The organism is Bradyrhizobium sp. UFLA05-153 (genome assembly GCF_054185185.1).
In genome coordinates this window covers 56077-77791 of record NZ_JBBIAM010000038.1, presented here as the reverse complement: position 1 = coordinate 77791, position 21715 = coordinate 56077, and the positions used below count along the sequence as shown (strand labels likewise).

Annotated in this window: 17 protein-coding genes; 13 read left to right on the top strand and 4 right to left on the bottom strand. The window is 64.8% G+C overall.

Annotated elements, in window-relative coordinates; translation table 11 throughout:
* Positions 1-94: 94 nt before the first annotated feature.
* From Q2941_RS22905 to Q2941_RS22890, 4 genes are read left to right on the top strand one after another with little or no spacing between them, the layout of a single operon-like run.
* Entirely contained in the window at positions 95-748 is a 654-nt protein-coding gene (locus Q2941_RS22905) for an ABC transporter ATP-binding protein (protein WP_027521611.1), read from the top strand.
* Positions 745-3207: an FtsX-like permease family protein gene (locus Q2941_RS22900; RefSeq protein WP_458193802.1), complete on the top strand. Its 2463-nt coding sequence runs from the start codon at positions 745-747 to the stop codon at positions 3205-3207. Before Q2941_RS22905 ends, Q2941_RS22900 begins: the two co-directional genes overlap by 4 nt.
* Positions 3197-4279 (top strand): lipocalin-like domain-containing protein, encoded by a 1083-nt coding sequence (locus Q2941_RS22895; RefSeq protein WP_458193801.1) that lies wholly within the window; start codon positions 3197-3199, stop codon positions 4277-4279. Before Q2941_RS22900 ends, Q2941_RS22895 begins: the two co-directional genes overlap by 11 nt.
* Before the next feature lie 29 nt (positions 4280-4308).
* Positions 4309-4698, top strand: coding sequence for an MAPEG family protein (locus Q2941_RS22890; RefSeq protein ID WP_458193800.1), 390 nt, complete (start codon positions 4309-4311; stop codon positions 4696-4698).
* 100 nt (positions 4699-4798) lie between these two features.
* On the opposite strand, the gene Q2941_RS22885 is transcribed toward Q2941_RS22890, so the two are convergent.
* The 3 genes from Q2941_RS22885 to Q2941_RS22875 form a co-directional block, all read right to left on the bottom strand.
* Positions 4799-5998 (bottom strand): ABC transporter substrate-binding protein, encoded by a 1200-nt coding sequence (locus Q2941_RS22885; protein WP_027521615.1) that lies wholly within the window; start codon positions 5996-5998, stop codon positions 4799-4801.
* Between the two features lie 241 nt (positions 5999-6239).
* Entirely contained in the window at positions 6240-9395 is a 3156-nt protein-coding gene (locus Q2941_RS22880; RefSeq protein WP_027521616.1) for an efflux RND transporter permease subunit, read from the bottom strand.
* Positions 9392-10591: an efflux RND transporter periplasmic adaptor subunit gene (locus tag Q2941_RS22875; RefSeq protein WP_027521617.1), complete on the bottom strand. Its 1200-nt coding sequence runs from the start codon at positions 10589-10591 to the stop codon at positions 9392-9394. Before Q2941_RS22875 ends, Q2941_RS22880 begins: the two co-directional genes overlap by 4 nt.
* Before the next feature lie 360 nt (positions 10592-10951).
* Between Q2941_RS22875 and Q2941_RS22870 the strand changes: the two genes are divergently transcribed.
* Positions 10952-12106 carry an iron-containing alcohol dehydrogenase gene (locus Q2941_RS22870; protein WP_458193799.1) on the top strand — a complete coding sequence of 385 codons (1155 nt, stop codon included), beginning with the start codon at positions 10952-10954 and terminating at the stop codon, positions 12104-12106.
* A gap of 17 nt (positions 12107-12123) precedes the next feature.
* Positions 12124-13674 (top strand): AMP-binding protein, encoded by a 1551-nt coding sequence (locus Q2941_RS22865; protein WP_458193798.1) that lies wholly within the window; start codon positions 12124-12126, stop codon positions 13672-13674.
* Between the two features lie 225 nt (positions 13675-13899).
* On the opposite strand, the gene Q2941_RS22860 is transcribed toward Q2941_RS22865, so the two are convergent.
* The gene (locus tag Q2941_RS22860) at positions 13900-14676 is read right to left on the bottom strand and encodes an SDR family oxidoreductase (protein ID WP_027521620.1); all 777 of its coding nucleotides are present in this window, start codon (positions 14674-14676) and stop codon (positions 13900-13902) included.
* 68 nt (positions 14677-14744) lie between these two features.
* Between Q2941_RS22860 and kce the strand changes: the two genes are divergently transcribed.
* The 7 genes from kce to Q2941_RS22825 all read left to right on the top strand — a co-directional run bounded on the left by kce (position 14745) and on the right by Q2941_RS22825 (position 21649).
* Complete coding sequence (gene kce, locus Q2941_RS22855; RefSeq protein WP_035661345.1) at positions 14745-15683, top strand: 3,5-dioxohexanoate:acetyl-CoA acetone transferase; 939 nt, start codon at positions 14745-14747, stop codon at positions 15681-15683.
* 98 nt (positions 15684-15781) lie between these two features.
* Positions 15782-15970 (top strand): hypothetical protein, encoded by a 189-nt coding sequence (locus Q2941_RS22850; protein WP_156944120.1) that lies wholly within the window; start codon positions 15782-15784, stop codon positions 15968-15970.
* Positions 15971-16158: 188 nt separating this feature from the next.
* Positions 16159-17757, top strand: coding sequence for an ABC transporter substrate-binding protein (locus Q2941_RS22845; protein WP_027521623.1), 1599 nt, complete (start codon positions 16159-16161; stop codon positions 17755-17757).
* Between the two features lie 42 nt (positions 17758-17799).
* Positions 17800-18747, top strand: a complete 948-nt coding sequence (locus tag Q2941_RS22840; RefSeq protein WP_027521624.1) for an ABC transporter permease — start codon at positions 17800-17802, stop codon at positions 18745-18747.
* Positions 18748-18756: 9 nt separating this feature from the next.
* Entirely contained in the window at positions 18757-19650 is an 894-nt protein-coding gene (locus Q2941_RS22835; protein WP_458193797.1) for an ABC transporter permease, read from the top strand.
* Positions 19650-20657: an ABC transporter ATP-binding protein gene (locus Q2941_RS22830; RefSeq protein ID WP_458193796.1), complete on the top strand. Its 1008-nt coding sequence runs from the start codon at positions 19650-19652 to the stop codon at positions 20655-20657. The genes Q2941_RS22835 and Q2941_RS22830 overlap by 1 nt, the downstream gene beginning before the upstream one ends.
* The gene (locus tag Q2941_RS22825; RefSeq protein WP_027521627.1) at positions 20654-21649 is read left to right on the top strand and encodes an ABC transporter ATP-binding protein; all 996 of its coding nucleotides are present in this window, start codon (positions 20654-20656) and stop codon (positions 21647-21649) included. Before Q2941_RS22830 ends, Q2941_RS22825 begins: the two co-directional genes overlap by 4 nt.
* Positions 21650-21715 lie beyond the last annotated feature (66 nt).

Sequence of the window (21715 nt, the reverse complement as noted above, 5' to 3'; positions counted from 1 at the left end):
GCTAACAACGGCTTGAACGGCAACGCAACCCCGGCATTTTCGCATCAACTGTGCTACGCAACATCCCAGTTAATTCCGTGCGGCGCCATTCATCGTGCTGAACATTAAAAACCTCTCCAAAAGCTTCTCCTCGGCCGGCGAGCCGGTCCATGTGCTGCGCGGCGTCGATCTCGACGTGCGCCCCGGCGAGCGCGTTGCGCTGACCGGCGAATCCGGCAGCGGCAAGAGCACGCTGCTGCACCTGATCGCGGGGCTGGATGCCGCCGACGGCGGCACGATCATGCTCGAAAGCGCCGATGTGACGGCGCTGCCGGATGCAGGACGGGCGGCGCTGCGGCGCAACCGGCTGGGGCTGGTCTTCCAGCAGTTCAACCTGATCCCGAGCCTGTCGGTCGAGGACAACCTTTCATTTCAGGCGCGGATCGCCGGCCGGCACGATGCCGCCTGGCACGGCGAGCTGATCGAGCGTCTCGGGCTCCGCAAGCTCTTGAGGCGCTACCCCGAGCAACTCTCGGGCGGCCAGCAGCAGCGGGTCGCGATTGGCCGGGCGCTCGCGATCAAGCCATCACTTCTGCTCGCGGACGAGCCGACCGGCAATCTCGACGAGGCGACCGCCGACGACGTGCTGGCCCTGACGCGCGATCTCGTGGCGCGCACAGGCTGCGGCTTTCTGATGGTAACGCACAGCTTGCATCTGGCCGGCACGCTCGACCGCCACGTCACGCTGCATGCGGGGCGGATCACATGAGGCGCGCGCTCTGGATCCTGGCCGTGCTGCTGAGCCACTGGCGGCGGCATCCGATGCAGCTCGCGACGCTGCTGATCGGCTTGATCGCGGCGACCGCGCTGTGGAGCGGTGTGCAGGCGATCAACCAGCAGGCGCGCAACGCCTATGACCGTGCGGCGGCGACGTTCGGCGGCGTGCGCACGGCGATGCTGGTTGCGCCCGATGCCGCGACGTTCTCGCAGGACCTGTTCGTCGCGCTCAGCCGCGCCGGCTGGCCGGTCTCGCCGGTCGTGGAGGGCCGCGTCCAGATCAACGGGCGCTCGTTCCGCCTGCTCGGCATCGAGCCGGTGACGCTGCCGGGCGAGGTCGGCAACGCGCCGCGACTCGGTGCGTCGGACTTGCGCGCTTTCGTCGCCCCACCCGGCCAGACGCTGGTCGCCCCGGAGACGCTCGCCGATCTCGACGCGGCGGAGGGCGCGGCGCCGCTGATCAGCAGCGGCGCAAAACTGCCGCCACTGCATGCGCAGCCGCAGCTCGTGCCCGACGTGCTGGTGGTCGATATCGGCGTCGCGCAGCGGCTGCTTGGCAAGCAAGGCCAGCTCTCGCGGCTGCTGATCGGCAAGGCCAAGGGCAAACCTGCGCCGCTCGCGAGCGTGGTCGGCGACCGCTTGCAACTGATAGAGCCGACCGCGGAGACCGAGCTCGAACGCCTCACCGACAGCTTTCATCTCAACCTCACCGCCTTTGGCCTGCTCTCGTTCTTCGTCGGGCTCTTCATCGTCAATTCCGCCGTCGGCCTTGCCTTCGAGCAGCGATTGCCGATGCTGCGCACGTTGCGTGCCTGCGGCGCTTCTGCACGCATGCTCAACAGCGTGCTGGTGCTCGAGCTGGTGGTGCTGGCGCTCGCCGCGGGACTCGTGGGACTGGTGTGCGGCTATGTCATTGCGGCGGCGCTGCTGCCGGATGTCGTGGCATCGCTGCGCGGGCTCTATGGCGCGCAGATCCCGGGCCAGCTATCGCTGCGCGGCGAATGGTGGCTAGCCGGCATCGGCATCAGCATCGCCGGCGCGCTGATCGCGGCGGCAATGAGCCTGATCAAGGCGATGCGTCTGCCTTTGCTTGCGACCGCGCAGCCACAGGCCTGGCAACAGGCGCAGCGGCGCTGGCTGATCCTGCAAAGCGCGGCTGCGCTCGCCGTGTTTGCGGTCGCACTGCTGTTGCTGCGCTATGGCGATTCGTTGATCGCTGGCTTTGGCGTGCTCGCCGCGTTGATGCTGGGCGCGGCGCTGATCCTCCCAGCGCTGCTGGAGATCATCCTCTCGATCGGCCAGCGCCGCGCGCGCCGTCCGCTTGCGCTGTGGTTCTGGGCCGACAGCCGGCAGCAGCTCTCCGGGTTGTCGCTGGCGCTGATGGCGCTGCTGCTCGCGCTCGCCGTCAATGTCGGCGTCTCCACCATGGTGGAAACGTTCAGCCGCACCTTCATCAGCTGGCTGAACGGGCGGCTCGCCGCCGACGTCTATATCAGCGCGCCCGATAATGCGAAGGCGGTTGCGATCCGGAGCTGGCTGCGCGAGCGCAGCGAGGTGCAGGCGATTTTGAGCGGCGGGCGGGCGGAGACGCAACTGGAGGGACAACCCGTGGAGCTGCTCGGCCTGCCCGACCACGCGCTCTATCGCGAGCGCTGGCCGCTGCTTGAAGCCGCGCCGCGCGCCTGGGCGCAGCTCGTGCCGGGTGATGCCGCCTTCGTCAGCGAGCAATTGAGCCGGCGGTTGAACCTGCGCGTCGGCGACGTCATCGAGATCCCCGCGCCGGGCGGCAGCTGGGTGCTCGACATCGCCGGCATCTATGCCGATTACGGCAATCCCAAGGGACAGCTCGCCGTGAATGTCGCAGCGCTGATCCGGCGCTTTCCGCAGACGCCGCAGACGCGGATCGGACTCATCGTTCCCCGAGACAAGATTCCCGGCCTGATCACGGCGTTGCAGAGGCAGTTTGCCCTCGACGACCGCAGCGTCGCCGACCAGGCAACGGTGAAGGCGGAATCGATCCGTATCTTCAACCGCACTTTCGCGGTGACGGGAGCACTGAACGCCTTCACCCTCGGCGTCGCCGGCATCGCGCTGCTGACCAGCCTGCTGACGCTTGCCAATTCCCGCCTGCCGCAGCTCGCGCCGCTCTGGGCGATCGGCCTCACGCGGTCGCGCCTTGCTGCGATCGAACTGACCAAGACGCTGGCGGTCGCGCTGTTCACGGCGCTGCTGGCATTACCGCTGGGACTCATCGTGGCCTGGTGCCTGATCGCTATCGTCAACGTGAAAGCGTTCGGCTGGCGCCTGCCGTTCCACGTGTTTCCGCTGCAACTGGTCGAGCTGGTCGCGGTGGCGCTGCTCGCCTCGCTGCTGGCCGCCTTGCTGCCGGTGGCGCGGCTCGCGCGGATGCAGCCGGCAAATTTGGTGAAGGTGTTCGCCAATGAGCGCTGACAGACTATCGCGCCGCGCATTTGCCGGTGGCCTTGCCGCGCTGACGTTTTCGCGCTGCGCGTTCGCACAAGGCTATGCCGGCCTCGGCGAGACCGCGGACGGCTTTGCACAGGTGACGCCTGGAAAGGCGTTTTCGTTCCCCGCCGACCACGGGCCGCATCCGGATTTCCGTATCGAGTGGTGGTACCTCACGGCGAATCTGATCGATGCCAGTGGCGCGGCTTGTGGCCTGCAATGGACGCTGTTTCGCCAGGCCACTGAGGCCGGGCCGCAGCGCGAGGGGTGGGCCAATCAGCAGCTCTGGATGGGACACGCCGCAGTGACCCGCGCCGACACCCACCGCTTCAACGAGCTGTTCGCCCGCGGCGGCGTCGGGCAGGCAGGCGTGGACGCAAAGCCGTTCGCGGCCTGGATCAACGACTGGGAGATGAAGGGCGCTGAGGGCACCGATGATCGCGTGCTGTCGCCGCTGACGCTGAAGGCGTCAGGCACCGATTTCAGCTATGCGCTGACGCTTCAAGCCGATCGTCCGGTGGTGCTGCAAGGCGATGCCGGCTTCAGCCGCAAATCCGAGCGCGGCCAGGCGTCGTATTACTACAGCCAGCCGTTTTTCCGCGCGCGCGGCAGTCTCGTCATCGACGACAAGCCGATCGACGTGTCGGGGCAAGCCTGGATGGACCGCGAATGGAGCAGCCAGCCGCTCGGCGCCGACCAGACCGGCTGGGACTGGCTCTCGCTGCATCTCTCATCGGGCGACAAGCTGATGCTGTACCGCCTGCGGCAGAAGGACGGCAAGGACGATCCGTTCGGCAACTGGATATCGCCCGACGGCCGCACTCAGCAGATCTTCGCCGCCGACATCCAGATGACACCGAAAGGATGGGCGGAGGTCGCGGGGCGCAAACTGCCGGTGGAATGGCAGATCGCGATCCCCTCGCGGTCGTTCACGATTACCTGCAAGCCGCTCAACCCCACCGCCTGGATGGGCACCGGCTTTTCCTATTGGGAGGGCCCGATCAGCTTCTCCGGCAGCCATGACGGCGTTGGCTATCTCGAGCTGACGGGCTATTGAGCGTCGGCCAATTTGAGGGGACCCCAGCGATGTATCATCTCACCGCGCTCATCACGCTGCTGGCCGTGGCGTTCTGCTTCTTTACGGGCATCAACGTCGCGCGGTCACGTGCCAGGACCGGCGTCAAGGTGCCGGCTATGTCGGGCCATCCCGACTTCGAGCGCGCCTTCCGCATCCAGATGAACACGCTGGAATGGATGCCGATCTTCCTGCCGTCTCTCTGGCTGTTCGCGATCTACATCAGTGACGCCATCGCGGCTGCAATCGGCGCGGTCTGGATCGTAGGTCGCATCGTCTATTTCATCGGCTATTCGAAGGAAGCCGCCAAGCGCGGCCCGGGATTTGCCATCCAGGCCTTCGCCAGCATCGCGCTGTGGGTGGGCGCGCTGGTCGCGGTGGTTTGGCGGCTGGGGCATTGAAGGAGAGCGGCGGCAACGATCACAGCCGTCGTCCCGGACAAGCGCAGCGAAGCGGAGCGCCGATCCGGGACGACACCAGGAATGCGGCGCTGGCGCTGCCTCACTTCGTCAGCGGGCAGCCGCTCTCCTTGACGGTGAAGAAGGCCTTGTCGCCGGGGACGGTTGCGAGCAGCTTGTAGTAGTCAAAGGGCCGCTTCGATTCCGAGGGCTTCTTGACCTCGAACAGGTACATATCGTGGACCATGCGGCCGTTCTCCAAGACCTTGCCTTGCGCGAAGGCATCGTCGACCGGAAGCTCCTTCAGCTTCTTGGCGACCGCGTCGGGATCCTTGGTGCCGGCGGCCTTGACCGCCTTCAGATAGCTCAGCGTCGCCGAATAGGTGCCGGCGTGGATCATGCTCGGCATCCGCCCGGTGCGCTTGAAGAAGCGTTCGCCGAGATCGCGCGTCTTGTCGTTGAGATCCCAGTAATAGCCTTCCGTGAGCACGAGGCCTTGCGCGGCCTGCAAGCCGAGGCCGTTGACCTCGGCGAGCGTCATCAAGAGGCCGGCGAGCTTCTGGCCGCCGGTGACGATGCCGAACTCGGCGGCCTGCTTGATCGAGTTGCTTGTGTCGAGGCCCGCATTTGCAAGGCCGACGATCTTGGCCTTGGAGCTCTGCGCCTGGAGCAGGAAGGAGGAGAAGTCCGACGAGTTGAGGGGCACGCGGACCGAGCCGACCACCTTGCCGCCATTGGCAGTGACGATCTCGCTGGTGTCCTTTTCCAGCGCATAGCCGAAGGCATAGTCGGCGGTGAGGAAGAACCAGGTATCGCCGCCGGCCTTGGTCAGCGCGCCGCCGGTGCCGACCGCGAGCGCGCGGGTGTCATAGGCCCAGTGGAAGCCATAGGGCTGGCAGGCATCGCCGGTGAGGCGCGACGTCGCAGCACCCACGACGATGTCGATCTTCTTCTTTTCCTTGGAGAGCTCATGGATCGCGAGCGCGACCGAGGAGGTCGTCAGCTCCGTGACCATGTCGACGTTTTCGACGTCGTACCAGCGCCGCGCGATGGAGGTGGCGAGATCCGGCTTGTTCTGGTGATCGGCGGTAACGAGTTCGATCTTGTGCCCCAGCACCTCGCCGCCAAAATCCTCGATCGCCATTTTTGCGGCTTCGACCGACCATTTGCCGCCGTAATCGGCGTAAACGCCGGACTGGTCGTTGAGGATGCCGATCTTGACGCCTTGATTGGCGTTTTGCGCGGTCGCCGGCGCCGCCAGCAACACGGACACGGCAGCGGCGGCCAAAAGTGCTGATTTCATATTTTAACTCCCAGCAGTTTTCTGTTTTGAAATCGCGCGGATACTAGTGAAGAACTCGGGCCCTGCCCATCCTCTTCGGCCTCAGCCGTTAGTATGGGCGCGGGGTCCATAACCACAGGAAGGAATTTGGCGAAGACCGGCAATCACGATCTCCCGCCACAACTACTCCCTGTGGTTATGGCCTTCGCCGGGGGGACACCGAGGTTGTGGATGTGGCGGTGGCCACAATGACCAATCATCCTCACGCCGCGGCAGCCTGTTTCTTCCCGCGTCCGTCCGCGAGGTTGCGCACGATCATGTAGAAGATCGGGGTGAAGACGAGACCGAACAGCGTGACGCCGAGCATGCCGAAGAACACGGCGACGCCGACGGCTTGCCGCATCTCCGAGCCCGAGCCGGTCGAGACCACGAGCGGCAGCACGCCGAGGATGAAGGCGAAGGACGTCATCAGGATCGGCCGCAGGCGCAGGCGGCAGGCTTCGATCACGGCTTCCAGCCGCGGCTTGCCTTCGAGCTCGATGTCGCGGGCGAACTCGACGATCAGGATGGCGTTTTTGGCGGCAAGCCCCACCAGCACCACGAAGCCGATTTGCGTGAGGATGTTGACGTCCTGCCCCATGATGCGCACGCCGATGGTAGCAGCGAGCAGACACATCGGCACGATCAGGATCACCGCGAACGGCAACGACCAGCTGCCGTACTGCGCGGCAAGCACGAGATAGACGAACAGCACGCAGATCGGGAACACATAAAGACCGGCATTGCCGCCGGTGACCTGCTGATAGGACAGGTCCGTCCATTCGAAGGAGAAGCCGCTCGGCAAGGTCTCGTCCGCGAGCTTCTTGATGGCGTTGAGCGCGGTGGTCGAGCTCGTGCCCGGCGCCGGCTCGCCCTGCAATTCGGACGCCGCATAGAGATTGTAGCGCGCGACGCGATCGGGTCCGGAGGCGTCGCGGAAATCGACCACGCTGCCGAGCATCACCATGTCGCCGGACGCATTGCGCGTGCGCAGCCGCGCGAGATCGCTGGTTTCTTTCCGGAACGGCTGGTCGGCCTGCGCCGTGACATGATAGGTGCGGCCGAACAGGTTGAAGTCGTTGACATAGGTCGACCCGAAATAGGTCTGGATCGTGTCGTTGATGTTGGCGATGGGAACGCCGAGCTTCTGCGCCTTGGTGCGGTCGATGTCGACGAAGAGCTGCGGCGTGTTGGCCGTGAACGGCGAGAACACCGAGGTGAGATTGGGGGATTTGCGCGCAGCGGCGACCAGCTCGTCAGTGGCCGCCGCGAGCATTTCCGGTCCGCGGCCCTGCCGGTCCTGGACGCGGATGGTGAAGCCGCCGCCGGTGCCGATGCCGGGCACGGCCGGCGGCGGAATGACGATGATGAAGGCGCCTTCGATCTTCGAGAGGCGCTTGCGCAGCTCGGCGGTGATGACGCCAGCCGTGAGCCCCTTCTTCAGGCGCACCTCCGGCTCGTCGAATACCGGAAACAGCGCGGCGGCGTTGCCCTGCTGCGTACGCGTGGCGCCGGAGAAGCCGGCGAAGACGGCGACGCGGATGATGCCCGGCGTATCGAGTGCGATGCCCTCGATCTCGTGCACGATCTCGGTGGTGCGCGCCAGCGACGCCGCGCCCGGCAATTGCGCCGAGATGATGACGTAGCCGCGATCCTGCGCCGGAATGAAGCCCTGCGGCGTGGTAAAGATCAGCCAGCCGGCGCTGCCGATCAGCGCGACGTAGACCAGCAACATCACCACCGAATGCCGGATGACGAAATTGGCGATACCGGCATAGCCGTGTGACAGACGGTCGAACACACGGTTAAAGACGCCGGTGAAAGCTCCCCAGCCGCGTGCAATGACATTCCAGCGCGCCGGCGGCCGCTTCTCTTCATGCGGAGTAAGGATCAGCGAGGCCAGAGCCGGCGAGAGTGTCAGCGAGCAGAAGCAGGAGATCGCGGTCGCCACCGCAATGGTAACGGCGAATTGCTGGAAGAACTGCCCGGAGATGCCTCCCAGGAACGCTGTCGGCACGAACACGGCGCACAGCACCAGCGCGATCGAGACCAGCGCGCCGCCGACCTCCTCCATGGTCTTCAGCGCGGCATCACGCCGGCTGAGGCCATGCTCGAGGTGCCGCTCGACATTCTCGACCACCACGATGGCGTCGTCGACCACGATGCCGACGGCGAGCACGAGACCGAACAGCGTGAGGTTATTGATGGAGAAGCCGAGCGCCGCCATCACCGCAAAGGTGCCGACCAGCGAGACCGGGATGGCGATGATCGGAATGATCGCCGGCCGCCAGCCTTGCAGGAAGACCAGCACCACGATGACCACCAGCAGCATGGCCTCGTAGATGGTCTTGATCAGCTCGTGGACAGATTGGGCGATGAACTCGGTCGGGTTGTAGCCGATATTGTAGTCGAGCCCTTTCGGGAAGCTCTGCTTGAGCTTCACCATGGTGTCGGAAATGTTCTTCGCGGTCGCCAGCGCGTTGGATCCTGGCCGCTGCGTCACCAACATGCCGACGGCCGATTTGCGCAGCAGGAAGCTGTTGGTGGAGTAGGACAGCGCGCCGAGCTCGATGCGGGCGACGTCGCGCAGGCGCACGGTGCGGCCGTCGGAACCGGCCTTGATCAGGATGTCCTCGAACTGCTTCGGATCCTTCAGGCGCCCGGTGAAGGTGAGGTTCGGCTGGAAGGCACGGTCCGCGATCGGCGGTTCCGCGATCTGGCCGCCCGCGATCTGCACGTTTTGCGACCGGATCGCCGCAAGCACTTCGGTCGAGGTCAGCCCGAGATTGGCGATGCGGTCCGGATCGAGCCACAGCCGCATCGAATAGTCGCGCGCGCCAAAGATCTGGATGTCGCCGACGCCGTCGAGCCGCAGCAGCTGGTCGCGGACCTGGAGCAGCGCGTAGTTGGAGATGTAGAGCTGGTCGAACGTGTCGTCAGGCGACAGCATGAACACAACCATCAGGATGTCGGGCGAGTTCTTGCGCGTGGTGACGCCGTTGCGCTGGACTTCCTCAGGCAGACGCGGCTGCGCGATCGCGACGCGGTTCTGCACCAGCACCTGGGCCTTGTCGAGATCGGTGCCGAGCTTGAAGGTGACGGTGATGGTGAGCTGGCCGTTCGAGGTCGCCTGGCTGTAGAGATATAGCATGTCCTCGACGCCGTTGATCTCCTGCTCGATGGGAGCGGCGACCGTGTCGGACACGGTCTGCGCGGAGGCGCCGGGATATTGCGTGGTCACCACCACCGTCGGCGGCACGACTTGCGGATATTCGGAGACCGGCAGCGTGGTGTAGGCGAGCGCGCCGACGATCAGGAGCACGATCGACAGCACCATCGCCAGGATGGGCTGGTTGATGGAGAGGCGGCCGAGGTTCATGACTTGCTACCCGCCGGCGCTTGCGCTTGATGCGGGTTGACCTTGGCGCCGACGCGGGCGCGCTGGATGCCGTCGACGATCACGCGGTCATCCGCCTTCAGCCCTTCGCGGATCACGCGCAGCCCTTCATCGAGCGGACCGAGCGTCACGGGACGCGCCTCGACGGTATCATCAGGCTTGACCACGAAGACGATCTTGCGGGACTGATCGGTCGCCACCGCGACGTCCGGAATCAGCAGCGCCTCGTAGGGCGCGCTGCCGATCAGCCTCACGCGGCCGAACTGCCCGGGCAGGATCGAGAGATCGGTGTTCTTGATGACAGCGCGGCTGCGCAGCGTGCCGGTGGAGGCGTCGAGGCGGTTGTCGAGGAAATTGATGGTGCCGTCATGCGACGGCTTGGTCTCGCCGGCGAGTGTCACCTGCACCGGGTTCGGCGTATCACGCGAGCTCGGGCGCTTTCCTTCGAACCACAGCTTGCTGTATTTGATGAAGCTCGTCTCATCCATGTCGAAATAGACGTAGATCGGATCCAGCGTCACTATCGAGGTGAGCAGCGTCGAGGAGCCGGCGTCACTGCCTTGCACCAGATTGCCGGGGCTGACGAGATGGCGGCTGACGCGGCCGGTGATCGGCGCCACCACATGGGTGAATTCGATATTGAGCTTGGCGGCCTTGAGCGAGCCTTCCGCCTGCGTCTCGGCGGCGTGCGCGGCCTGGAGGGCCTGGCGGCGCTGATCGACGACCTGCTCGGAGACCGCGCTGGTCTGGACCAGATTGAGGCCGCGGTCGAGCTCGCGCTTGGCCAGCTCGACTTTTGCGCGCGCGTCCGCGAGCTGACCGTCCGCCTGTTCCGCCACCGCCTCGAACGGGCGCGGGTCGATGACGTAGAGCAGATCGCCCTGGTGCACGATGGCACCGTCCTGGAATTCGACCGAATTGACGTAGCCGCCGACGCGCGGACGCACCTGCACCTCTTCGACCGCATCGAAGCGGCCGGTGTATTCATCCCAATCGGTCACGGTGCGTTTGACCGGCTGGGCGACGGTGACGGAAGGCGCCGGCGGGGCTGCCGCCTGCGAGGCCGGCTTGTCACAGCCGGCGAGGAGGCCGGCAATCGTCAGCGCCAGAACCGCGAGGAAGGGATGCGGCGCGGATTGCCGTCGGACTGGATGCTGCCTCGGGTACGGCTCGCTCATGTCTTGCCCCTTCCTGGTGGCTGCGGCAGCAAACAGGGTAGCTACTTACCCGCAGGCGGCACAAGATGGGTTTCAATAATGAACTCTTCAAGACGAAGGAGAGGGCAATCCTGGGGGATACCCTAGCCGGATGGCGGGTTGCGCGGAGATAGTCGGTCGCGCAGCCGGCAATTGGGTGGCCGAACGCGAATGGACTTATTCACCGGGCTCATGAATGCGAGGCGGTTGCTTCGCCTCTCCCCGCCTGCGGGGAGAGGGTAAGAGAGAGAGAGAGAGACAGCGTCTTCGCGCATGACGGGCGCCGGCGGCTCGGCTAGATTAATCGTACAAAAACAAGACGAATTGTCCGGGAGGACAGGCGTGCATCAAGGGCGTGTCGTTTTCGGCGCGATCGAGGAGGTCGTGTTCGGCCATCCGGCCGCGGGCGCCATTCTGGCGCAAATGGGTCGTTTGGGGTCGAACCGCGCCTTCCTGATGGTCTCGGGTACGCTCAACCGACAGACCGACGAAATCCAGAAAATCAAGCAGGCGCTGGGTGCGCGCTGCGCGGGGGTGTTCGACGCCATGCCGGCGCACACGCCGCGCGAGGCGGTGGTCGCAGCCGCAAAAGCAGCACGCAATGCCAACGCGGACCTGATCGTCACCGTCGGCGGTGGCTCGATCACCGACGGCGCCAAGGCGGTGCAGCTCTGCCTCGCCAACGATATCGACAGCACCGATGGCATCGAACGCATCCGCGTCCACAAGGGCGTCGCACCCGAGATGAATGCCCCATTGGTGCGCCAGATCAGCGTGCCCACCACCATCGCCGGCGGCGAGTTCAGCGCTATCGCGGGGGTCACCGACCGCAGCACCCATGTGAAGCAGATGCTGCGCCATCCGCTGATGGTGCCGCGCGCAACGATCCTTGATCCTGCGATCACCGTGCACACGCCGGAATGGCTGTTCCTCTCGACCGGCATCCGTGCTGTCGACCATTGCGTCGAGGCGATCTGCTCGGGCGAGACACATCCTTATGCCGACGCGCAATCGGTAAAGGGTCTTGCGATGCTCGCCGATGCGCTACCGCGGGTGAAGGCCAACCCTTCAGATCTCGACGCACGGATGAATGCGCAGCTCGGCACCTGGCTGTCGATGGGCGCGCTTGCGGCCGGCGTTCCCATGGGCGCGAGCCATGGCATCGGCTATGTGCTGGGCGCGGCCTTCGACGTGCCGCACGGCTATACCTCCTGCATCATGCTGCCGGCGGTGATGCGCTGGAACGAGCGTGAAAATGCCGACCGCCAGATGATCGTCGCGGCCGCGATGGGCTTCCCCGGCAAGGATGCCGCCGACGTGCTCGATGCCTTCATCCGCTCGCTCGGCATGCCGCGCAGTCTCGCTGAGATGCGCGTCTCGCCAGAGCATTTCGACGCCATCGCCGAGCAGGCGATGCGCACGCCCTGGGTGCCGCGCAACCCGCGCAAGATCGACGGCCCGGCGCAGGTGCGCGAAATCCTGCTTCTCGCCGCATAACGCAACCCGGAGGACCGATGTACACAGGTACGCATGCCCGTCTGCGCCCGCTGCAGCCCGCCTTCATCATGGCCGGCACGGGCGAGACCGTCACCTATCGCGAGCTCGATGCGCGCAGCAACCGGCTGGCGCATCTGTTTCGCAAGCAGGGCTTGAGGCGGCTCGACCACTATTCGATCTTCATGGAGAACAATTCGCGCTATCTCGAAGCCTGCGGCGCGGGCGAGCGGTCCGGGCTCTACTATACCTGCGTCAACTCGTTCCTCACGTCGGCCGAGCTCGCCTACATCCTGACCAACAGCCAGTCGCGTATCCTGATCACCTCGGTTGCAAAGCTCGACATCGCGCGCGAAGCGCTGAAGGAATGTCCGAAAGTCGAGCTCTGCGTCGTCGTCGATGGGACCGGTGAGAGCGACCGTATCGTTGGGCTGGAGCAGGCGACGACAGGCCTGCCGAAGACGCCGATCGCCGACGAATGGCTGGGCACGGCGATGCTCTATTCGTCAGGCACGACGGGACGGCCGAAGGGCATCTTGCGGCCGCTGTCGGAGCAGCCGCCGCGGCACAACATGCCGCTGTTCGATTTCCTCACGAAACTTTGGCACTACCGCGAGGGCATGGTCTATCTGTCGCCGGCGCCGCTCTATCACTCGGCTCCGCAGGCCGCGGTCAATCTGACGATCCGCATGGGCGGCACCGTGATCATCATGGAGAGCTTTGACCCCGAGCGTTACCTCCAGCTCGTGGAGCAATGGGGCATCACCCATACCCAGCTCGTGCCGACGATGTTCTCGCGCATGCTGAAGCTGCCGGAGGAGGTGCGCGCCCGCCACGACCTGTCCTCGCTCGAGATCGCGATCCATGCCGCCGCGCCCTGCCCGGCGCTGGTGAAGGAGGACATCATCAAATGGTGGGGGCCGATCATTCACGAATATTACGGCGCGACCGAAGGTCTCGGCTTCACCGCCTGCAACACCGAGGAATGGCTCGCCCATCGCGGCACCGTCGGCAAGGTGCTTTTCGGCGACCTGCACATTCTCGACGAGAACATGAAGGAGTGCCCGATCGGCACTGCGGGCACGGTGTGGTTCAAGACCGCCTCGGCGTTCGAATATTTCAATGATCCGGAGAAGACAAAGGAAGCGCGCTCGGCCGATGGCAGCATGAGCACGGTCGGCGACGTCGGCTATGTCGACGCAGACCGCTTCCTCTATCTCACCGACCGCGCCACCTTCATGATCATCTCGGGCGGCGTGAACATCTATCCGCAGGAATGCGAGAATCTGCTGATCACGCATCCGAAGGTCGCCGATGCTGCGGTGTTCGGCGTGCCCAATACCGATCTCGGTGAAGAGGTGAAGGCGGTGGTGCAGCCGATGGCGGGCGTGGTGCCGGGGCCCGGGCTCGCCGAGGAGCTGATCGCGTTCTGCGGGGCGTCGCTGTCGCGGCAAAAGGTGCCGCGCTCGGTCGATTTCGAAAAGGAATTGCCGCGCCTGCCGACGGGGAAACTGTACAAGCGCCTGCTGCGGGACCGCTATTGGGGGAACAAGACGTCGCGGATTGTGTGACGGCTCTCGCGCCTACGCGAGTAGGTGAGATTGATGCAAGCGCGCGCCAACATCTCGGTGTCGTCCCGGCGAAGGCCGGGACCCATACCCCCAGGGAGAAGTTGTAGCGCGAGTTGGCAACCACGAGTCTTCGCCAGACTTGATCCTGTGGCTATGGGTCCCGGATCTGCGCTCGCTCTGCTCGCTTGTCCGGGACGACGGCGGGGTTTGGGGCGACCGGCAATCTCACCCCAACATCTGCGTATCGCCGCAGATCGAGATCGCCTGGCCGGAGACGGTGCGGCCGCGAGGGCTCGCCATGAACAAAATCTGGTCGGCGATCTGCTCCGGCGTCACGTAGTCCTTGATCGAGGTGTAGGAGAATGCGATGCGCTCCATCTCGGCGTAGGAGATGCCACGCTGCTGTGCCTTCGCTTCCAGCACGCGGCGCTGGCGTTCGCCGGCGACGAGACCGGGCAAAATGGCGTTGACGCGGATCTTGTCGGGGCCGAGCTCGATCGCCAGCGACTTGGTCAGGCCGATGACGCCCCATTTCGCCGCCGCATAAGGCGTGCGCATAGCGAAGCCAACCTTCCCCGCAGCGGACGAGATGTTGACGATCGAAGCGTTCTTGCTCTCGCGCAGCAGCGGCACCGCGAGCCGCGTGCAGTTGAACTGGCCGGTGAGGCAGACCTCGACGCAGCGGTCCCAGTCCTCCGGGTTCATCTCCTCGACCTTCGCGGTCGGGCCGGCGATGCCGGCGTTGTTGACGAGCACGTCCAGCCCGCCGAGCGCGCGGACCGCCTCGTCAAACATCGTCTTCACGGCGGTGCGATCAGAGACGTCGCATTGCGAGCGCGTGATGGCGGGATCGCTGTTCGCAAGCGCGGCAAGCGCCATCTCGTCGACATCGCAGACATGCACCTTTGCGCCCTCGGCAATGAAGCGGCGGGCGATTGCAAGCCCTATGCCGCCCGCTCCCGCGGTCACCAATACGCGCAACCCCTTGATGTCGAGATCCATGATGGCTCCGATCGTGCCTTGATGCTAAGCGTGACGGTAGATCACAGCCGCCTCGGAGTTGCAAACCCATGGTTAGCAAAGTATTGGCCCGCAAAGTCATCATCACCTGCGCCGTCACCGGCGCGATCCACACGCCGTCGATGTCCCCTGCCCTGCCGGTGACGCCGCAGGAGATCGCGGACGCGGCGGTGGAGGCCGCCGAAGCGGGCGCGGCGATCGTGCACCTGCACGCGCGCAACCCCGAAACCGGCCAGCCGGATCAATCGCCGGAGGCCTTTGCGCCGTTCCTCAAGATCATCAAGCAGCGTTCCAACGCCGTGATCAACCTCACCACGGGCGGCTCGCCGACCATGACGGTGGACGAGCGCGTGCGGCCGGCCGCGGTGTACAAGCCCGAGGTGGCCTCGCTGAACATGGGCTCGATGAATTTCGGCTTCTTCGGCATGCTCAACCGTTTCAGGACCTTCAAGCATGATTGGGAACGCAAGCATGTCGAGAACAAGGACATCGTGTTCCGCAACACCTTCCAGGACATCGAGTTCGTGCTGAAGACCCTGTCGGAGACCGGAACCCGCTTCGAGTTCGAATGCTACGACACAGCGCACCTTTATAATCTCCAGTACTTCCTCGATCAGGGCCTGGTGAAGCCGCCGCTGTTCGTGCAGACCGTGTTCGGCCTGCAAGGCGGCATCGGACCGCACCCCGAGGACGTGCTGCACATGAAACGCACCGCGGAGCGGCTATTCGGCGACAAGTTCATCTGGTCGGTGCTGGGCGCCGGGCGGCATCAGCTTCCGATCGCGGCGATGGCCGCCGCAATGGGCGGCAATATCCGCGTCGGCCTGGAAGACTCGCTCTGGGCCGCGCCGGGCCGCATGGCCTCGTCGAACGCCGAGCAGGTGCGTCTCGCCCGGAAGATCATCGAGGGCCTCGGCCTCGAGGTCGCCAGCTCCGACGAGGCGCGCGAGATGCTGCATCTGAAGGGCGGCGACACGCTGCAGGTGTAGTCCACCGCTCTCCGGATTTTGATTTCGCTAGGATGTCGTCGTCCGTCGTCCCCGCGACCGCGATCCTGTATGCTCAGCAGGCATTGACAGGAGCCCCCATGCTCGCCGCGTTTCTCTTCGTTGCCGGCCTTCTTGCCATCTTGATCCTCTGCGGGCGCTGCACTGCGAAATTCGCGGCGGAGAAGGGACGTTCGCGGAGTGTCTGGTTCGTCCTGGGCGCCCTGTTCTTTCCGTTGCCCTCGATCGTCCTGGCGCTGCTGCCACCCCGCGCGCAGGCGCAACGCTAAAGACGATCTGGTTCCAATCGAAATGATGACATCAGCTTCTCTCACATTGTGAGAGAGGGGCGTGCGGCTTTACGTCATCCGAATTGTCAAGGCCGCAACGGGCCTTGGCCGTTGCCTGGCCTCGCGCGCATGGCTATCGTCGCGATCAAACAGGCCGCACAAGGCCTTGAGGCTCGAGGGAGAGAAGCATGCGGAGCGTGAGGGCGCTCGCCGCGATGGCGGCGCTATCGGTGCTGACGGTCTCAACCACCACGCTCGCCGATGAGGGCAAGCAAGGCGGCATCTTGCGGATGTACCACCGCGACAGCCCCGCAAATGCTTCGATTCACGAAGGCGCGACCTATTCGGTCAACATTCCCTTCATGCCCGTCTTCAACAATCTCGTCATCTACAAGCAGGACGAGCCGCAGAACAGGATGGACGACATCGTCCCCGAGCTCGCCGAAAGCTGGGCCTGGGTCAATGACAACAAGACGCTGACCTTCAAGCTGCGCCAGGGCGTGAAATGGCACGACGGCAAGCCGTTCACCTCGGCCGACGTCAAATGCACCTTCGACATGCTGATGGGCAAGTTGCAGCAAAAGTTCCGGCAGAACCCGCGCAAGGCCTGGTACAATGAGGTCAATGACATCTCGACGAATGGCGATTTCGAGGTCTCGTTCAATCTGAAGCGGCCGCAGCCCTCGCTGCTGGCGCTTCTCGCCTCGGGCTATACGCCGGTTTATCCCTGCCACGTCTCGCCCGGCGACATGCGCACGCATCCAATCGGCACCGGTCCCTTCAAGTTCGTCGAGTTCAAGGCCAATGAATCGATCAAGCTGACCCGCAATCCCGACTACTGGAAGAAGAGCCGGCCCTATCTCGACGGCATCGAGTTCACCATCATTCCGAACCGCTCGACTGCGATCCTCGCCTTCGTCGCCGGAAAGTTCGACATGACGTTTCCGACCGAGGTGACGATCCCGCTGGTGAAGGACGTCAAGTCGCAGGCACCGAGCGCGATCTGCGAGATCGCGCCGACCAACGTCTCGACCAACATCATCGTCAATTCGTCGGCGCCGCCGTTCGACAATGTCGACATCCGCCGCGCCATGGCGCTGGCGCTCGACCGCAAGGCGTTCATCTCGATCATGTTCGAGGGCCAGGGTGACATCGGCGGCACCATGCTGCCGCCGCCGAACGGCCTGTGGGGGCTGCCCAAGGAGATGCTGGAGACCATTCCAGGCTACGGCCCGGACGTGAGCGCCAACCGCGAGGAGGCGAAGAAGCTGATGCAGAAGGCGGGCTATGGGCCGGATAAGCATCTCGCCGTGAAGGTCTCCACGCGCAACATTCCGGTCTATCGCGACCCCGCGGTGATCCTGATCGACCAGCTCAAGAGCATCTATATCGACGGCGAGCTCGATGTGGTGGAGACCGCGAACTGGTTCCCCAAGGTCGCGCGGAAGGACTACATGATCGGACTCAACCTCACCGGCAATGCGGTGGATGATCCCGACCAGTCCTTCTACGAGAACTATTCCTGCGGCTCGGAGCGCAACTACACCAACTATTGCAACAAGGAGATCGAAAAGCTGTTCGACGTGCAGTCGCAGGAGACCGACGCTGGCAAGCGCAAGAAGCTCGTCTGGGAGATCGACAAGAGGCTGCAGGAGGACGTCGCTCGCCCGATCATCTTCCACAGCCGGATGGGCACCTGCTGGCAGCCCTACGTCAAGGGCGTGACGATCATGACCAACTCCTCCTATAATGGCTATCGCTACGAGGATCTGTGGCTGGACAAGTAATGCGGCGGGCAGGCAGCTGAAGGCTCGGCAGGAGGCGTTGGGATGTTTGCCTATCTGGTGCGCCGCCTGTTCCTGATGCTCGTGACCCTGTTCGGGATCTCGGTCGTCATCTTCTTCCTGCTGCGCATCGTGCCCGGCAACATCGTCGACATCCTGTTCGCCGCGGCCGGTTATGTCGACCCCGCCGACAAGGCCAATCTGGAAAAGGAGCTCGGCATCGACCAGCCGCTGGTGATGCAATATCTGCACTGGATCGGCGGTCTTCTGCGCGGCGATTTTGGTTACTCCTATGTCTCGGAAAAGCCGGCGCTCCAGGAGATATTGCCGCGGATCCCGATCACGGCGCGGCTTGCCGGGCTGGCGCTGCTGTTCTCCGCCTCGATCGGCATTCCCTTGGGCGTGATAAGCGCGGTGAAGCAGGGAACAAAGCTCGACTATGCACTGCGTGTCGTCAGCCTCAGCGGCCTGTCGCTGCCCTCGTTCTGGCTCGGGCTCTTGATCCTGACCGCGTCGGTCGCGATGTTCGGCCAGATGCCGATCTTCAATCCCAATCCGCAGACTTGGCTGGAAGCGTTTGCGACCTATGCGGTGCCGGCTGCCGCGGTCGGCTTCCGCAGCGCCGCGCTCACCATGCGCATCACGCGCTCCTCGATGCTGGAGGTGTTGCGGCAGGACTACATCCGCACCGCGCGCGCCAAGGGTGCCTCAGACGCTGCCGTGAATTATCAGCATGCGCTGAAGAACGCGATGTTGCCCGTGATCACCGTGATCGGCATCGAGGCCGCGTTCCTGATCGGCGGCCTCATCGTCACCGAGACCGTATTCAACATCCCCGGCGTCGCGCGCTTCCTGGTCGAGGCGATCCGCTGGCGGGATTATCCGATCGTGCAGAACCTCGTGATGTTCATTGCGGTCGTGGTGGTGTTCGCGAACTTCACCGTCGACATGCTCTACGCCGTGTTCGACCCGCGCATCCGGTTTACGGACTAGGAGATTCGCTTGGCCGCGATCGACTATGATCTCGAACTAAGGCGCGCCGGCGCCGGCGCGACCGGGGGCTGGCGGCGCGTGCTGTTCCTGGCGCAGCGGCATGTGCTGGGCGCGGCCGGGTTGATCATCATGACGCTGTTCGTGTTCACGGCGATCTTCGCCAACGTCCTCGCGCGCTTCGATCCGCTCACGGTCGATGCCGCGCATGCGCTGGCGCGCCCGAGCGCGCTACACTGGATGGGCACGGACTCCTTCGGCCGCGACGTGTTCAGCCGCATCATCCATGGCGCGCGGATCTCGCTCGCGGTCGGGCTTGGCTCGACCGCGCTCGGCGCCTCCATTGGCGTCATCGTCGGCCTGACGTCGGGCTATCTCTCCGGCTGGGTTGATCTCGTGTTCCAGCGCGTCTCCGACATCCTCCAGGCGCTGCCGCTTCTGGTGCTCGCGCTGGTGATGACGGCCGCGCTCGGGCCGTCGCTGCCGAACGTCATCATTGCGATCGCCATTCCGCTGATCCCGACGGTCGCGCGCGTGATCCGCGCCAACACGCTGGCGCTGCGCGAGCAGCCGTTCGTCGAAGCCGCCAAATCGATCGGCATGAGCGAGGTGCGGATCGCGCTCCGTCACGTGCTGCCGAACACGCTGGCGCCGCTGATCGTGCTCGCCACCGCACAGCTCGGCTCGACCATCTTGACCGAAGCCTCCCTCTCCTTCCTCGGCCTCGGCATTCCCGAGCCCTACCCGTCCTGGGGCCGCATGCTGTCGGAATCCGCGGCCGAATATGTCCGCACCGCACCGTGGCTCGTCATCTTCCCAGGTATTGCGATCAGCCTTGCCGTGTTCGGCACCAATTTGTTCGGCGACGCGCTTCGCGACATTCTCGATCCAAGGCAGCGCGGCTGATGAGTGATGCGTCCGATCTCGTGCTCGATGTCAAGAACCTGAAAACGGTGTTCTTCACCAATTCGGGTCTCTTCAAGGCGGTCGACGACGTCTCGTTCAGCGTGAGGCGCGGCGAGACGCTGGCGATCGTGGGCGAATCCGGCTGCGGCAAGAGCGTCACCGCGCTCTCCTTGATGCGGCTGGTGCCGGATCCGCCCGGACGCATTGTCGGCGGTTCCGTCATGCTCGAAGCCACCGACCTGCTCGCACTCGATGAAGCCAGGATGCGCGCGATCCGGGGCAACCGCATCTCCATGATCTTCCAGGAGCCGATGACCTCGCTCAATCCGGTGATGCGGATCGGCGACCAGATCACGGAGGCGGTGCGGCTGCACAGGGACATCTCGACCAGGGAGGCCCACGACATCGCGGTCGAGATGCTGCGGCTGGTGCGCATTCCAGAACCGGCACGGCGGGCAAAGGAATATCCGCACCAGCTTTCCGGCGGCATGCGCCAGCGTGCAATGATCGCGATGGCGCTGGCCTGCCGGCCGGCGCTGCTGATCGCGGACGAGCCGACCACCGCGCTCGACGTCACCATCCAGGCGCAGATTTTGGCGCTGATCCTCGATCTCCAGAAGGAGCTTGGCACCGGGCTCGTGCTGATCACGCATGATCTCGGCGTCGTCGCGCAGACCGCGCAGCGCGTGATCGTGATGTATGCGGGGAAGAAGGTCGAGGAAGCGAGTGTCGAGGCGCTGTTCGCCGCGCCGAAACATCCCTATACGCGCGGGCTGATGGCCTCGATCCCGGCCGTGCCGGCCTCGGGTGTCGCGTCGCAGGCGCGGCTGAACGAAATTCCCGGCACCGTGCCGTCGCTGGTGCGGCTGCCAAAAGGCTGCGCCTTTGCGCCGCGCTGCAAGCTCGCCGTAAAACGCTGCGAGGAATACCCACCGCTGATGGACTGGGGCAGCGGTCACCTCGCCGCCTGCTGGCGCGCGGCCGAGGTTGAGGAGGAGGTGGCATGAGCGAGGCGCTGCTCGAGGTCACCGATCTGATGAAGCATTATCCGGTGCGGGCCGGCGTACTGCGGCGGCAGGTCGGGACCGTGCATGCGGTCGATGGTGTCAGCTTCTCGCTTGGCACGGGCGAAACGCTGGGCCTCGTCGGCGAATCCGGTTGCGGCAAGTCGACGGTGGCGCGCAGCGTGCTGCGGCTGATCGAGCCGACCTCGGGCCAGATTCGGCTCGACGGCGAGGACATCACGCATCTCTCCAAGACCGAGCTGCGGCCGCATCGCCGTTCGATGCAGATCGTGTTCCAGGACCCGTTTGCATCGCTCAATCCGCGCATGACCGCGGGCGACATCGTCGGCGAGCCGCTCGCGGTACATGGCCTCGCGAGCGGCAAGGCGCTGGAGACGCGCGTCGCACAACTGTTCGAGCAGGTGGGCCTGCGGCCGGACCAGATGCGCAACTTTCCGCACCAGTTCTCCGGCGGCCAGCGCCAGCGCATCTGCATCGCGCGGGCGCTCGCGCTTCAGCCACGGCTGATCGTCTGCGACGAGCCGGTCTCGGCGCTCGACGTCTCGATCCAGGCGCAGGTGATCAACCTCCTGATCGACCTGCAGCGGCAGCACGGCTTCTCCTATCTCTTCATCGCGCATGATCTGGCGGTGGTCGCCCATATCAGCCACCGCGTCGCGGTGATGTATCTCGGCCGCATCGTCGAGGTCGCGGGCAAGGACGAGCTATTCAGGAATCCGCGCCATCCCTACACGCAAGCCCTGCTCGCCTCGGTCCCGATCGCCAACCCGCACGCGAAGCGGCTCGCGCCGCTGGTCGACGGCGATGTGCCAAGCCCCGTCAATCCGCCATCAGGCTGCGCGTTCCACACCCGCTGCCGCTTTGCGATGGAGCGATGCAAGACGGAACGGCCGGCGCTGATGGAGGCCGGCGACGGGCATCAGGTGGCGTGCTTGCTGAATGAAGGGACGGGGCGGAGCCCTGTAGACTTGTAGAATGGGTTAGCGAAGCGTAACCTACCGCTTCTCTGTCAGCGCGGAAAGTAGAGAGGTGGGTTACGC

Coding starts and splice junctions, on each gene's coding strand:
- Q2941_RS22900 (WP_458193802.1), top strand. CDS start 745: ATGAGGCGCGCGCTCTGGATCCTGGCCGTGCTGCTGAGCCACTGGCGG.
- Q2941_RS22895 (WP_458193801.1), top strand. CDS start 3,197: ATGAGCGCTGACAGACTATCGCGCCGCGCATTTGCCGGTGGCCTTGCC.
- Q2941_RS22890 (WP_458193800.1), top strand. CDS start 4,309: ATGTATCATCTCACCGCGCTCATCACGCTGCTGGCCGTGGCGTTCTGC.
- Q2941_RS22885 (WP_027521615.1), bottom strand. CDS start 5,998: ATGAAATCAGCACTTTTGGCCGCCGCTGCCGTGTCCGTGTTGCTGGCG.
- Q2941_RS22880 (WP_027521616.1), bottom strand. CDS start 9,395: ATGAACCTCGGCCGCCTCTCCATCAACCAGCCCATCCTGGCGATGGTG.
- Q2941_RS22875 (WP_027521617.1), bottom strand. CDS start 10,591: ATGAGCGAGCCGTACCCGAGGCAGCATCCAGTCCGACGGCAATCCGCG.
- Q2941_RS22865 (WP_458193798.1), top strand. CDS start 12,124: ATGTACACAGGTACGCATGCCCGTCTGCGCCCGCTGCAGCCCGCCTTC.
- Q2941_RS22860 (WP_027521620.1), bottom strand. CDS start 14,676: ATGGATCTCGACATCAAGGGGTTGCGCGTATTGGTGACCGCGGGAGCG.
- kce (WP_035661345.1), top strand. CDS start 14,745: ATGGTTAGCAAAGTATTGGCCCGCAAAGTCATCATCACCTGCGCCGTC.
- Q2941_RS22850 (WP_156944120.1), top strand. CDS start 15,782: ATGCTCGCCGCGTTTCTCTTCGTTGCCGGCCTTCTTGCCATCTTGATC.
- Q2941_RS22845 (WP_027521623.1), top strand. CDS start 16,159: ATGCGGAGCGTGAGGGCGCTCGCCGCGATGGCGGCGCTATCGGTGCTG.
- Q2941_RS22840 (WP_027521624.1), top strand. CDS start 17,800: ATGTTTGCCTATCTGGTGCGCCGCCTGTTCCTGATGCTCGTGACCCTG.
- Q2941_RS22830 (WP_458193796.1), top strand. CDS start 19,650: ATGAGTGATGCGTCCGATCTCGTGCTCGATGTCAAGAACCTGAAAACG.
- Q2941_RS22825 (WP_027521627.1), top strand. CDS start 20,654: ATGAGCGAGGCGCTGCTCGAGGTCACCGATCTGATGAAGCATTATCCG.